Origin of the sequence: Staphylococcus sp. AS1337 (assembly GCF_051408735.1) — a bacterium.
GTDB classification, from domain to species: Bacteria; Bacillota; Bacilli; order Staphylococcales; family Staphylococcaceae; genus Staphylococcus; species Staphylococcus xylosus_B.
In genome coordinates this window covers 112,485-127,506 of the sequence record NZ_JBOIHZ010000002.1, presented here as the reverse complement: position 1 = coordinate 127,506, position 15,022 = coordinate 112,485, and the positions used below count along the sequence as shown (strand labels likewise).

General features: G+C 32.4%; 10 protein-coding genes. 1 reads left to right on the top strand and 9 read right to left on the bottom strand.

The window, feature by feature from the left end:
* Positions 1-61: 61 nt before the first annotated feature.
* The 8 genes from gap to ACSUE0_RS03280 form a co-directional block, all read right to left on the bottom strand.
* Entirely contained in the window at positions 62-1,087 is a 1,026-nt protein-coding gene (gene gap, locus ACSUE0_RS03315) for a type I glyceraldehyde-3-phosphate dehydrogenase (RefSeq protein ID WP_436956084.1), read from the bottom strand.
* A 285-nt stretch (positions 1,088-1,372) separates the two neighbouring features.
* Positions 1,373-1,993 (bottom strand): dephospho-CoA kinase, encoded by a 621-nt coding sequence (gene coaE, locus ACSUE0_RS03310; RefSeq protein WP_119613596.1) that lies wholly within the window; start codon positions 1,991-1,993, stop codon positions 1,373-1,375.
* Between the two features lie 15 nt (positions 1,994-2,008).
* Positions 2,009-2,881, bottom strand: coding sequence for a bifunctional DNA-formamidopyrimidine glycosylase/DNA-(apurinic or apyrimidinic site) lyase (gene mutM / locus ACSUE0_RS03305; protein WP_119613597.1), 873 nt, complete (start codon positions 2,879-2,881; stop codon positions 2,009-2,011).
* 15 nt (positions 2,882-2,896) lie between these two features.
* Positions 2,897-5,527, bottom strand: coding sequence for a DNA polymerase I (gene polA, locus ACSUE0_RS03300; RefSeq protein WP_436956081.1), 2,631 nt, complete (start codon positions 5,525-5,527; stop codon positions 2,897-2,899).
* A gap of 410 nt (positions 5,528-5,937) precedes the next feature.
* Positions 5,938-7,626 carry a two-component system histidine kinase PnpS gene (gene pnpS / locus ACSUE0_RS03295; RefSeq protein WP_119613599.1) on the bottom strand — a complete coding sequence of 563 codons (1,689 nt, stop codon included), beginning with the start codon at positions 7,624-7,626 and terminating at the stop codon, positions 5,938-5,940.
* Entirely contained in the window at positions 7,626-8,336 is a 711-nt protein-coding gene (locus tag ACSUE0_RS03290) for a response regulator transcription factor (protein ID WP_017724716.1), read from the bottom strand. Before ACSUE0_RS03290 ends, pnpS begins: the two co-directional genes overlap by 1 nt.
* A 489-nt stretch (positions 8,337-8,825) precedes the next feature.
* A complete protein-coding gene (gene icd, locus ACSUE0_RS03285) occupies positions 8,826-10,091 on the bottom strand; it encodes an NADP-dependent isocitrate dehydrogenase (protein ID WP_119613600.1) in 1,266 nt (421 codons plus the stop codon).
* Between the two features lie 113 nt (positions 10,092-10,204).
* Complete coding sequence (locus tag ACSUE0_RS03280; protein WP_119613601.1) at positions 10,205-11,323, bottom strand: citrate synthase; 1,119 nt, start codon at positions 11,321-11,323, stop codon at positions 10,205-10,207.
* Positions 11,324-11,676: 353 nt separating this feature from the next.
* On the opposite strand from ACSUE0_RS03280, the gene ACSUE0_RS03275 reads away from it, so the two are divergent.
* Positions 11,677-13,035 carry an amino acid permease gene (locus ACSUE0_RS03275; protein ID WP_119613602.1) on the top strand — a complete coding sequence of 453 codons (1,359 nt, stop codon included), beginning with the start codon at positions 11,677-11,679 and terminating at the stop codon, positions 13,033-13,035.
* A 216-nt stretch (positions 13,036-13,251) separates the two neighbouring features.
* Here the strand turns inward: ACSUE0_RS03275 and pyk are convergent, their stop codons facing one another.
* The gene (pyk, locus tag ACSUE0_RS03270; RefSeq protein ID WP_119613603.1) at positions 13,252-15,012 is read right to left on the bottom strand and encodes a pyruvate kinase; all 1,761 of its coding nucleotides are present in this window, start codon (positions 15,010-15,012) and stop codon (positions 13,252-13,254) included.
* Positions 15,013-15,022 lie beyond the last annotated feature (10 nt).

Sequence of the window (15,022 nt, the reverse complement as noted above, 5' to 3'; positions counted from 1 at the left end):
AACTTAGAAGGAGTTTATAAATTAATACAATCATATTGTTATTACAGGTATGATTTTAGTTTTAATATGTTACTGCTGCAACATCACTTTTCAATAATTGACCAATTTGAACGGCAACATCCACAACTCTATTTGAATAGCCCCATTCGTTATCGTACCATGCAATTACTTTTACTTTATTATCACCCATAACCATTGTACTCTGTGTATCAATGATAGCTGAATGTGAATTAGTATTGAAATCCATTGATACTAATGGTGCATCTTCAGTTGAAATAACACCTTGTAAATCATTGTCTTTAAATGCTTGATTAACTTGCTCTGCCGTTACATCTGCATCTAAATCTACAACCAAGTCTACTAAAGATACATTTTTTGTTGGTACTCTTAAAGCCATACCATGTAATTTTCCTTCTAATTCAGGTAAGACTTCTTTCAACGCTTTTGCAGCACCTGTAGAAGTTGGTATAATACTCTCATTACACGAACGTGCACGTCTTAAATCTTTGTGAGGGTTGTCGATGTTGTTCTGATCATTAGTAATAGCATGAACAGTAGTCATTAATCCATTTTGAATACCAAATTCATCATTTAAAACTTTAGCGACTGGTCCAATGCAATTTGTTGTACATGAAGCGTTGCTAAAGATATCGTATTGCTCTATGTCTAATTGATCATTATTTACACCCTTGACGATCATTTGCACATCGCCACCTTTTGATGGTCCTGTTAACAATACTTTTTTAGCACCTGCATTAATATGCGCAATTGCTTTATCTCCATGATTAAATTTACCTGTTGCCTCTATTGCTATATCAACATTCAATTCTTCCCAAGGTAAATTTTCCGGATTTCTATCAGATACCAATTGGATGACATGGTCATTCAATTTAATACCCGCCTCCGTTGACTCTACTTTTAAATCATAAGCACCATGTGTTGTGTCATAGTTAATTAGGTGAGCAATTGTTTCAGCTGGGTAGCTAGCATTAATCGCTACTACATTCAAATCTTTATTATTGAGCGCAATTCTCAATACCATTCTACCTATTCTACCCATTCCGTTAATCGCAATATTTGTCGTCATTCGAAGCACCCCTCGTTTTAGTGTTATACTTTATGGAAATAGTATAACATAAATTAGATTTTAAGAAAGCGTTTTCTAAAACAAATGTAAAATTTTTTAATTTCAAATAATCTATACTTTTAGTTACACAAATACATACAATTCAATTTCAATTTTCTTCTTTAAAACATCAAATGTAATTTTATTGATTGTTATAGTATACGCTGTTAAATAACTACTTTGTGTTGTTATATATTAAAAAATCACCCAATTTCTTAATGAAAACTGGATGATTTTACAATTCTATTATTGTGCTTCTTCAGTGTCACTCTCAATGTAACCTTCTTCAAGCAACAAATTTTCTAAGTTTTGTTTAAGTTCTAATTTAGTATCTCTATTATCTATGACATGATCTGCCATTCTACGTTTTTTATCAATTGATATTTGACTATATACACGTGCTTTCGCTTCTTCCATCGATAAGTCATTGCGTTCCATCAATCGGTCTATTTGAATACTCTCAGAAGTGTACACTAGCCACACTTCATCTACAGTTTCTTGTAAATCATTTTCAAATAACAATGGAATATCCATAATCACATTATAACCTTGCTCAAGATATTCTTCCTTTTCTTTTTCCATTATATCACGAACAATTGGATGAACGATTTCATTTAAAATCAATCTCTTCTCTGGTTGATTAAAAACAACTTCACCAACATACGATCTATTCATATTCCCATCTTCATCTATTGCTTCATCGCCAAATACCTCTTTGACGCGTGCTAGTCCTTCAGTTCCTTTTTCAACAGCTTGTCGAGATGCAATATCTGCATCTACAACTTTAAATCCGTGTGCTGTTAAAAGTTCTGATACTGTAGATTTACCTGATGCGATACCACCAGTTAGTCCTATAACTTTTGGCATATTCTCACTCTTCCTTTATTTTTGGCAAGTAGGGCAGAAATGACTGTTTCTAGTTGCAATTACTTGTGTTTCTATGTCATTTCCACAAACCTTACAAACCTTTTGTTTATAAACATTAAGGTGCTGTTGCATCGTCCCAATACTGCCATCTGCATGACGATAGTCGGAGATGCTTGTTCCACCATGTTTTATACCCGATTCTAACACATCTCGAACATAATAAAATAATATGTCGCGCTCTTGATTGTTTAATGATTTTGATAACCGAGCTGGATGTATGCCCGCTCTAAATAATGCTTCACAAGCGTATATGTTACCGCAACCTGAAACCACTCTATGATCTAAAATCATTTGTTTAATAGGCTTATTTTGATACATCTTTTTATCAAACCAAGCTAAATAATGCCCTTTTGCATCTTCCTCAAAAGGTTCTGGAGCAATTTCTAAAAATGAAGGATACGCCTCAAAATCAGGTACATTCCTAATTTCTCCAAATCGTCTAATATCTGAATAAACTAGCAATTTATCATTATCTAACTTAAATATGACATGCCAATGCTTTCTATAATTTGGCACACTAATATCTTCAATTTTATTAACCACAAAGAATCCACCAGCCATACCTAAATGACTGATGAGTATTCTTTCTTCGTTATCTTTTTCGAGGTGAAACACAATATATTTACTACGACGTTCAATCTCTTTAATCACATATTGTTCTGTGAATTTTTGGAATGTATCTAATGCCATACCTTTAATTATGGTTTCACGTTGACTCGCCTTACCTTCTTTAACTTTCTCTGAAAATATAACAGATTCAATTTTTTGACCGGTAGCAAACGGTTCAATACCCCTTTTTACATGTTCTACTTCTGGGAGTTCAGGCATTTAAGTACCTTCTTTCTATTTTGCATCATACCATGTAGCACCATAACTAGCCTCTACTTTTAATGGAACATCTAGTTCAAGGGCATTATCCATGATTTCTTCTATAAATTTACTGAATGCTTCCACTTCATTCTTCGGTAATTCAAATATTAATTCATCGTGTACTTGTAATAATAATTTTGCGTGAAAATCTGTATTCTTAATTTCTTTATCAAAGTTAACCATAGCTAATTTAATTATATCAGCAGCACTACCTTGAATTGGCGTATTCATTGCAGTTCTCTCAGCAAAACCACGTAAATTGAAATTTCTACTTGTTATATCCGGAATATATCTACGACGATGTAACAAGGTTTCTACATATCCTTGTGCTTTACAATCTTTGACGATATCCTCCATATATTGTTTTACGCCAGGAAAACTATCTAAATAATCATCAATAAATTGTTTAGCTTGTTTCCGAGTAATTCCTAAACTTTGGCTCAAACCATAATCACTGATACCATAAACAATTCCAAAGTTAACTGCTTTAGCTTGTCTTCGCATCATGCCGTCTACTTCATCAGGCTCCACCCCAAATACTTTCATTGCCGTTGCCGTATGAATATCATCATCATTAATAAACGCTTGTTTCATACTTTCATCTTGTGTGATATGAGCTAACACTCGGAGTTCAATTTGCGAGTAATCTGCAGAAAAAATTACATTGTTTTCATCAGTAGATTTAAATGCTTTTCTTATTTTCCTGCCCTCTTCTAAACGGACAGGGATATTTTGTAAATTTGGGTCGATAGACGATAATCTACCTGTTTGTGCTAATGTTTGATTAAATCTTGTGTGGATTCTATTATCACCACTTATAACTTTCTGTAAACCTTCAACATAAGTGGATTGTAACTTTGCAAGTTGTCTGTACTCTAATATATATTCAATGATTGGATGTTGTCCTTGTAATTGTTCGAGCACATCTACTGCAGTAGAATATCCTGTTTTTGTTTTCTTAATTACTGGTAATTCTAATGTTTCAAACAATACGACACCTAATTGCTTTGGAGAGTTAATATTAAATGATTCTCCTGCAGTTTGATATATATTATCAATCAATACATCCAATTTTGTTTGAATTTCTTTTTCCATTTCTTCTAAATCACTAACCGCAGTATAAATTCCTGTTTCTTCCATATCACTTAATATGCGCGCTAATGGTAGTTCTAAATTATTTAATAGATCCGTTTGATTATATTCGGTTAATTGTTCTTGCATGATTGGTTTAACTTGATTAATCGCTTCTATCACTGTTGCAACATAACGATTCAAAACATCGTCTTCAGGTAAATGTCTCTTTTTACCCTTACCATATACCTCAATACTTTGTTGAACATAATGTTGACCGTAATTGCTAACTACAGAGTTTACATCATCAATAGCTCGAGATGGATCGATAATATAACTTGCAAGCATCACATCAAAAATAATATTTTTAATCAATATATCCAACCTGTGCGCAACAACATACGTCTTTTTAGCATCATAAACATTTTTTTCTGTTGTATCATCCTCTAACCAAGCTATAAGTTCAGGATAATCATGAATGGTTGTTGCATCAATAACAACATGATGGTCACCATCAAACAATGCAAATTTCAAAATATCATCTTTCAAATAATTGGAGCCGTCCAATTCAAAATGAACAGTTGCAGAAGTTAAAGATTTAAAGTCAATATTTGTAAAATCAGATTCTACATTTAGTTCTTTTTCCTCAGCCGTAGAATGTGTCCCATCTACATTTATTTGTTCAAGCAATTGTTTAAATTCTAGTTTTTTGAATAAATCAATTTTAGCTGAAGTATCTGGATTTTCTGGCAGCTTTGTATCTTCGAGTGATACTTCAATAGGACTTGCACAATTAATTGTTGCAAGTTCTTTACTCATCAAGGCATCATCTTTACTATTTTCTAGTTTTTCTTTCAATTTCTTACCCGAAACTTCATCCAAATGTTCATAAACATTTTCCACGGTTGAAAATTGTTTTAGTAGCTTGATTGCAGTTTTTTCACCAACTCCAGCTACACCTGGGATATTATCTGATGCATCACCCATCAAACCTTTCATATCTATGATTTGGTTTGGAATTAAACCATCATATTTTTCCGCAATAAAATCAGGTGTGTAATGATCAACATCTGTCACACCTTTCTTAGTATAATAAATAGTAACATCATCCGTCGCTAATTGTGTTAAGTCGCGATCACCTGTAACGATAATAGTTTCAAATTGTGCGTCATCAGCCTCTTTACTTAATGTCCCAATAATATCATCAGCTTCATAGTTTTCTAATTCATATCTCTTAATTTGATAAGCATCCAATAACTGTCTTACATAAGGAAATTGCTCGCTCAGCTCGGGTGGCGTTTTTTGACGTCCACCTTTATATTCACTATATTTATCATGTCTAAATGTAGTCTTTCCTGCATCGAACGCAACAAGAAAATGTGTGGGCTGTTCTTCTTTGATTATTTTTTCTAGTAACATTGCAAATCCATACACAGCATTAGTGTGTATACCTGCTTTATTTTGTAATAATGGTAAAGCATAAAAGGCTCTGAAGCTCAGACTGTTACCATCAATTAGAATTAATTTATTCACTATTTTAACCTCCAACACATATTTATTTAACATTTTAGCATAAATTACTAACTTACCTATATCGAAACATTATCATAACTTATTTTGTAATCATCATTTTAATTGTAAGCATGTAGTTTCTTGCAATTATCATATATAAGGATTTTAATTCTATTACTAGCATAACACGTTTATCCTTTTTAAATATATGTTTAAAATTTCAATGTTATGCCAAGTATTACTCTTAAAAAGCATAAAAAACCGACGCCGAATTTAAATTTCAGACGTCGATTTCTACCTCATGCACAATACTTAATAGTGTCAGTTCAGTACACAAATACGATGCTTTTTTATATGTTGTTTGAATTCAATACACATCATTAAAATTGTCATATTTATAACTCAATCATCATAACTTTTATTTACAACCACTATTTAAAAAAAGTAACTCTGAATGTCGAACCTTTACCAACTTCACTACAGACATTAATTCTTCCACCATGCGCTTCCATAATATGTTTAGTAATAGATAAACCAAGCCCAGTACCACCTGAATCTCTACTTCGTGCTTTATCAACCCGATAAAAGCGTTCAAAAATATGTTTTTGATCTTCTTTGCTTATGCCAATACCAAAATCTTGTACTTCCATGATACGCTTCTGTTCATCTTTATAAACACGAATTATTACATCACTATCTTCTTTAGAATAACTAATTGCATTTGATAATAAGTTAAGCGCAACTTGAGATACTTTGTCTTGATTTGCATCAATAACAATATCAGAATCGATTTCATTAATTATAGTAATGTTTTTGTCTTCTGCAATTTTTTGCATGTTTTTAATTGTTGTTTCTGCAATATCTGACAAACTCATATACGCTGTTTCTATTTCTGTTTGTTGTTCTACATGTGATAAATCCAATAAATCAAATACTAAAGTCTCTATACGATCGGACTCTTTAGAAATAATTTTTAAAAACTCATTGAGTGTTTGTTCATCGTTTTTAGCACCATCTAATAATGTTTCCGCAAATCCTTTAATTGACGTAATAGGTGTTTTCAATTCATGAGATACATTAGCTACAAATTCACGTCTTAAATTCTCAAGTTTTTTTAGATTTGTTATATCATGTAAAACAATGACCATACCATAAAGGTTTTTCCTAGTTCTTGATAATATTGGAACGCAGGCTGTATCAAAATATTTCTCATGCACTTGATCTATAGTTAATTTAATTTGATCATAAATAGGTTTCTCAACTTTAAAAGCTTCAGTAATTAACTTTTGTAATTTAACATCTGTAAAGTCAACATAGCTTTTATGTTCAACAGCTTCATCTGGCGTAAATACATGATAAAACGATTTATTTGCTACAACAATTTCACCATATTTATCAATCATTAAAATCGAACTTGGAATATTTTCAACAGTTGTTTTCAACCTATTTGATTGCAGTTTCTGTTTATGATTTAGTCTTTGCAACCTACGCGCTAGCTCATTAGTAGTTACAAACAGTTCTCTTGTCTCTTTGACATTGCTTTCTGGTACTCTTACATGATAATAGCCTTCAGCCAATAAATTTGTGGCGTAGGTCACCTCATTGATTGGTCTGATATAAGTTCGATTAATGCTTCTAACAACTAAAAATATGATGATTAATACAAATAAACCAATAATCGCTATATATTTCCAGACTTCAATCTGTATTTCTAAAATCTCATTATTTATACCACTAATTAAAACATCTTTATCATTTATAGATGTTTTAAATGTAAATCTATGGTCATCATTTTGCTTATCATAAGTCAATTTAGAAGGAATAGCAGGATTATTTATATCATTATTAATTTGCGTCCCTTGTTTTGTCGAAAACAAGACATCGTTATTTTCTTTAATATACACTGTAAGTTCTTCGCTTTTAGCGACATCTCTCATCTCATCTTTTTTATGATCGCTATAAAGATTAACAAAATGCTGAGCTTGATGTTCTAAATCGCCTTCTTGACCTGTTGTAATAGTGTTATGGATTACGTGTGTAATAATAGTACCCAATATTAAAAAGCTAATAATAACGATGGTACATAATAAAAATAAAAGTCTTTGGTGAAACTTAAGCATTAGACTTTAGGTCTTTCCAATTTATACCCTAATCCACGAACTGTTTTAATGAGTTTCGGTTGTTTAGGGTTTTCTTCTAATTTATCTCTCAAATGACTAATATGTACGTCCACAATTCTAGAGTCGCCTGCGAATTCATAATTCCATACTGAATTCAACATATGCTCGCGGGTAATCACTCTGCCCTGTCTTTCAATAAGATATAATAATAATTCAAACTCTTTTGGAGTCAATTCTAGCAATTCATCTTCTCTGTACACTTCGAAATATTCTGGTCTAATTCTTATTGAGCCAATTAGTATATCGTCTTCATCATTTTCAACTGGTACTGCTTCATTGACTATGGCTGATCTTCTTAATATCGCCTTTACTCTTGCTACCACTTCTCTTGGTGAAAATGGTTTAGTCATGTAATCGTCTGCTCCTAACTCAAGTCCTAAAACACGATCAAATTCATCATCTTTGGCAGTTAACATCAAAATAGGTACTAAGTTTTTATCAGAACGAATTGTTTTACAAACTTCTATACCATCTTTTTGGGGAAGCATGACATCTAACACAATCAATTCAGGATTTGTAGAGTTAACTTTTTCTAATGCATCCTCTCCATCATAAGCCACTTCTACTATGTATCCGGCTTGCTCTAAATTATATTTTAATAAGGTTACGATTGATTGTTCATCATCTACTACAAGTACTTTTTGTGACATAGTATACCTCCATAATTGTGTTTACAAATTAATTATAACTTATATTTTAATAAAAATAACATAGTTTAAAATTTTTTAACATAAACTTTACAATGCGTTTGTTACTAAACTATGCCAATATACACGCGATTTTTGCAATATTAGCCTATACAAAGAATCAAACAAATCCACTTGAATTATTACACCATACTAATTACCCATTATTAATAAAATCTTAACATTTAATTAATAATATGAACACTTATTACATGGTAGTCAAGCGAGCCTCAACTAACATCATGAAAAAATTACACTTTTACAATAAATCAAAGATTTTATTTTTACTCGCTCTAGTTCTTTTATCCCTATAAATTTGAATATAAAAGAATTAAAAATTTTCATTTGTTATATGTCGGCTAACTAGAAAAAGAAAAGCCCGAGACATCTAATCATGCCCCAGACTTATCTGTTGATTTTAATTCAAGGTAAATTACCTTTGATTATATATAATTATAGGTTTTTAATTAATTCGTCTGCGAAGTTAGAAGTAGAAACTTCTGTTGCACCATCCATTAAACGTGCAAAGTCATAAGTTACAACTTTAGAAGCAATCGTTTTTTCAATTGAACTTGTAATTTTATCAGCAGCTTCTTGCCATCCAAGATGCTCTAACATTAATACAGCACTTAATAATTCAGATGATGGGTTCACTTTATTTAATCCGGCATATTTAGGTGCAGTACCATGTGTAGCTTCGAAAATGGCATGTCCAGTTTCATAGTTGATATTGGCACCAGGAGCAATACCAATACCACCGACTTGTGCAGCTAATGCATCTGATACATAATCACCATTTAAGTTCATAGTAGCGACTACATCGTGATCAGCTGGACGTGTTAAAATTTGTTGTAAGAAGATATCAGCAATTGAATCTTTAACAATAATTTTTCCTTCTTGTTCAGCTTTATCTTGCGCAGCATTTGCAGCGTCTTTACCTTCTTTTTCAACAATTTCATCATATTGTTGCCATGTAAATACTTTGTCTCCAAATTCATTATGTGCTAAATCATAACCCCATTGTTTGAAAGCACCTTCAGTAAATTTCATAATATTACCTTTATGTACTAAAGTTAATGATTTACGATTATTATCTATAGCATATTGGATAGAAGCACGAACTAAACGCTCAGTACCTTCTTTAGAAATTGGTTTTACACCAATACCTGATGTTTCAGGGAATCTAATGTTTTTAGCGCCCATTTCGTTTTGTAAAAAGTCAATTAATTTTTTCGCTTCTGGCGTACCTTCTTTAAATTCAATGCCAGCATAGATATCTTCAGTGTTTTCACGGAAAATTACCATGTCTGTATCTTCAGGACGTTTTACAGGTGAAGGTACCCCTTGGAACCAACGTACTGGACGTAAACATGTGAATAAATCCAACTCTTGACGTAATGCAACATTTAGTGAACGAATACCACCACCAATTGGAGTAGTTAAAGGGCCTTTAATAGCAATTAAATATTCTTCAATTGTTTCGAGTGTTTCTTTAGGTAACCATTCGCCAGTTTCATCATAAGCTTTTTGACCAGCTAATACTTCTTTCCATTCGATTTTTTTTTCGCCGTTATAAGCTTGTTCAACTGCTGCGTCAATTACGCGACTTGCTGCATTCCAGATATCAGGACCGATACCGTCACCGATTATAAATGGAATTACTGGATTATTTGGTACTGTTAAACCTTCATTTGTTTTAACTACTTTTTCTCCTGCCATGTAAAAAACCTCCGTCATTTTGAGTTCTATTTTAGTTGTACTAACAACTATACATACATAAATGAATAATATTTTAAATTTTTATAAATAAAATTATTTATTTAATAATTTAATTATCTTTCTTCGATTGGTTCATATGTTCTATTTGTTTCACCAATATACTGAGCTCTTGGACGCATGATTCTGTTATCTCTATATTGTTCTAAGATATGTGCAATCCAACCAGAAGTTCTACTCACTGCAAAGATTGGAGTGAACAAGTCATGCTCAATATTCATACTATGATATACAGTAGCACTAAAGAAATCGACATTTGCAATCAAACCTTTTTCAGCTTTCATTTTATCTGCTATTTTCACTGAAATATCAAATAATTGACTTTGTCCTGTTTCAGAAGTGATTTTTCTACTCATTTCTTTTAAGTATTTAGCTCTTGGATCGCCATCTTTATATACACGATGTCCAAAGCCCATAATTTTTTCTTTGTTTTTAATTTTATTATCAATATATTCATCGACTTCATCAATAGATTTCACTTCAGATAACATGCTCATTACACGTTCATTTGCACCGCCATGAAGTGGTCCTTTTAATGAACCAACAGCCGCTACAATTCCTGAATACATATCAGATAATGATGATACTGCACATCTAGCTGTAAATGTTGATGCATTTAATTCATGATCTGCATGTAATACAAGTGCTTTATTAAATGCTTCAATTTCAATTTCAGAAGGTAGTTCCCCTCTTAACATGTATAAGAAGTTACCCGCATAGTTTAAATCACTACTTGGTTTAACAATTTCTTTTCCTTCCCTAACACGTGCATAAGCCGTAACTAATGAAGCAATTTTGGCTTGAATACGTATAGCACGATCCAGTGTTTGACTTTCGTCTTCATCTTCAGCATGCTCATCAAAATGAGCAATATATGAAACTGAAGTTCTTAAAGCTGTCATTGGATGAACATTGCCTGTTGCGTATTCTTTAAAGTGGTTATACACTCTAGGATTTAAAGTCATATATTCAAAAAGCTTTTGTTTTAAGTCTTTTAATTCATCCTCATTTGGCAATCGATAATGCCATAATAAGAAGATGATTTCTTCAAATTCAGCATTCTGTGCTAAGTCATCAATATCATAACCAGCATAAGTTAATTGGCTATCGATAATAGAACTTACTTTTGTTTCAGATGCAATTACCCCTTCTAAACCTTTCTGTAACTCTGCCATATATAAATTCCCCTTTTCTATTTCATTATGAAATGGCTTTCACAACTCATTATATCCAATCTTGACTCTTTTGTGAATATTTTGAGTATATTTTCTTATCAAACCAATATGAAATACTTATTTATTTATATGCCCTTTAACACACTTCTATCACTTGCATTGTTATAAGTTCATTTTAATATGGAAACTGTCTCACTTCAATTTTTATAGCATTTTAATTGGTTATCATGATTAATAACAAATAATTAATGTATTATTATACTAAACGCCATAGACTCTATTTAAAAAAATAGTTGTTTTATTTTATATTGCATAGCATAATAATAATTAACTAAATAAAGGAGTATAATTTTATGGCTAATCATGAATTACAAAGAGAACTAAGTAATCGTCACATCCAGCTAATTGCAATCGGGGGAGCAATTGGTACAGGACTATTTTTAGGAGCAGGTCAAACTATTGCGTTAACTGGCCCCTCTATTTTACTTACATATATCATAATTGGTTTTATGCTTTTTATGTTTATGCGTGGACTGGGAGAAATATTAGTAACAAACACGAATTTCAAATCATTTGCAGATGTCACTAATCACTATATTGGCCCATTTGCAGGTTTTGTAACAGGTTGGACTTATTGGTTCTGTTGGATCATTACAGGTATGGCAGAAGTAACTGCTGTTGCAAAGTATGTTAGCTTTTGGTTTCCAAACATACCAAATTGGATAAGCGCATTATTTTGTGTACTTGTATTAATGTCACTAAATTTATTAAGCGCTAAACTATTTGGTGAGTTAGAGTTTTGGTTTGCACTTATTAAAATATTTACTATTATTGCTTTAATTGTAGTTGGTGCAATAATGATTATTATGGCTTATGACACACAATTTGGCCATGCATCATTATCCAACCTATATAACAATGGAATATTCCCTAAAGGTATGAGTGGTTTCGTAATGTCTTTCCAAATGGCATTATTCTCGTTTGTAGGTATTGAACTTATAGGAGTCACAGCTGGAGAAACGAAAGATCCATCAAAGACCTTACCTAAAGCTGTTAACAGTGTGCCTATTCGTATCTTAGTATTCTATGTAGGTGCGTTAGCTGTTATCATGTCCATCATTCCATGGAATCAAATTAATCCTGAAGAAAGCCCATTTGTGAGACTGTTTGCACTGATTGGTATACCTTTTGCAGCAGGAATCATAAACTTTGTGGTATTAACAGCTGCGGCTTCTTCTTGTAATAGTGGTATATTCTCAAATAGTCGTATGTTATTTGGGCTTTCAACACAAAAACAAGCGCCGCCTTACTTTGAGAAGACAAATAAAAATGGCGTGCCACATATTGCAATATTTGTATCGTGTGCGTTGCTTATGATTGCAGCACTGTTAAACTATATTATTCCAAATGCAACACTTGTTTTCACCTACATTACCACAGTTTCAACTGTATTATTTATTGTTGTTTGGGGCTTAATCACTGTAGCTTATATTAATTATCACCGTAGAAATCCTGAACTACATAAAAAAGCAACGTTTAAATTGCCTGGTGGAAAATATATGGGATATGCTATTTTAACTTTCTTCTTATTAGTTTTTTGTTTATTATTTGTAAACACTGATACAAGAATAGCAGTATTTTTAACACCTATCTGGTTTATCTTATTAACTCTAATGTATCTAAGATATAAACAGGTGTCTCGTAAGCAATAGTAATCTATAAACAGTAATAACAGATAAAAAATAAAAACCGGGACATCAATTGATGTCCCAGTTTTTATTCTTAACAGAATTTATGGTTTAATATAAACCTCTACAAAAAAGACGAAATCATTTTTAATGACTTCGTCTTTTACTTTATACTTAGACAAGTTTATCCCTAATTATTATAAGGTTTAAACTAAGCTGCTGATGGAAAACTTGTTTAGATTATAGTACGTTTGCATAACCTTCGAAGATTTTTCCTTGATTAGCATCTACAGTAATTAAAACGTCATTTTGGATATTTGAAGTAGCATTTTCAACACCAACAATTGTAGGAATTCCTTTTTCTAAACCAATAATCGCGCTTGGTGATGTAATACCATTTTCTTCTGTAATAAGACCGATTGCTTTCTCAATATAAGGTACAAGCGTTTCATCTACAGAAGTTGTAACGATAATTGATTCTGATAAATCTTTACCTTCTAATTCACTAGCGTCATTCACAACTAAAGTTTGTCCGACAACTGAGTTTCTTCCAACGCCTTGACCTTTAGCAAGTTCGTCCCCTACAAGGTGTAATTTCATCATGTTTGTAGTACCTTTTTCACCTGTTGGTACACCTGCAGTGATAATAATTAAATCACCATTTTGAACTCTTTCAGTTTCAACTGCAGTTGCTACCGCATTATTTAATAATGCATCTGTAGTCTTACGTCCTTCTTTAACTACTGGGTAGATACCCCATACTAAAGCACATTGACGTGCCGTTTCTGCACTAGGTGTCACAGCAATAATATCTGATTGAGGGCGGTATTTAGAAATTGTACGTGCAGTTGAACCACTTTCTGTAGCAGCAACAATTGCTTTAACGCTTAAGTTTAAAGCAGTATGGGCAACTGATACACCAATTGCATTAACTAATGAAGTTTCAACTAATTTAGTACGATCAGATAATAGTTTTTTATAATCTTGAGCAGCCTCTGCTGAAACTGCGATATTACGCATAGTTTTAACAGCTTCTTCAGGGTATTGTCCTGCAGCTGTTTCACCAGAAAGCATAACAGCATCTGTACCATCATAAATTGCGTTAGCAACGTCACTAGCTTCCGCACGTGTAGCACGTGGATTACGTTGCATAGAATCTAACATTTGTGTTGCTGTAATTACAGGTTTACCTAATTTATTACATTGTCTAATTAAATCTTTTTGGACCATTGGCACTGATTCAGGTGGGATTTCAACACCCATATCACCACGGGCAACCATTAAACCATCAGAAACTTCAAGAATTTCTTTGATATTATCAATACCTTCTTGGTTTTCAATTTTAGGAATAATACTTATATTTGTATTTTTTTGAGCTTCCAATAATTTACGAATATCTAATACGTCGCTTGGACGACGTACGAAACTTGCAGCGATAAAATCTACGCCTTCACTGATACCGAATTTAATATCTTCAGCATCTTTATCTGTGATGCCTGGTAAACTAACTTTTACTCCTGGTAAGTTAACGCCTTTTTTATTTTTTAATTCTCCTGTGTTTAAAACATCACAAAGAACTTCGCCATTAGCTTTATCAATTGATTTAACTTGTAATTCAATTAAACCATCATCTAAAAGGATATAAGAACCTTCGTCTACGTCATTGATAAGGTTATCATAAGTTACTGAGAACTTGTCTGAAGTGCCTTCTACTTCAGTCATACTAACGATTACTTCATTGCCCTTTTCAAGTTCAACCACACCATTTTGCATGTTGTGTGTACGGATTTCAGGACCTTTCGTATCTAGTAAAATTCCAACTGTTTTCCCTAATCTCTTAGAAACTTCGCGAATAGTATCGATTCTCGCTTTATGTTCTGCATGGTCGCCATGAGAGAAGTTTAAACGCGCCACATTCATTCCAGCTTTAATTAATTTCTCAAGCATTTCTTCTGATTCAGACGCAGGTCCAATTGTACAAACAATTTTAGTTTTTCTCATTATTATTTCC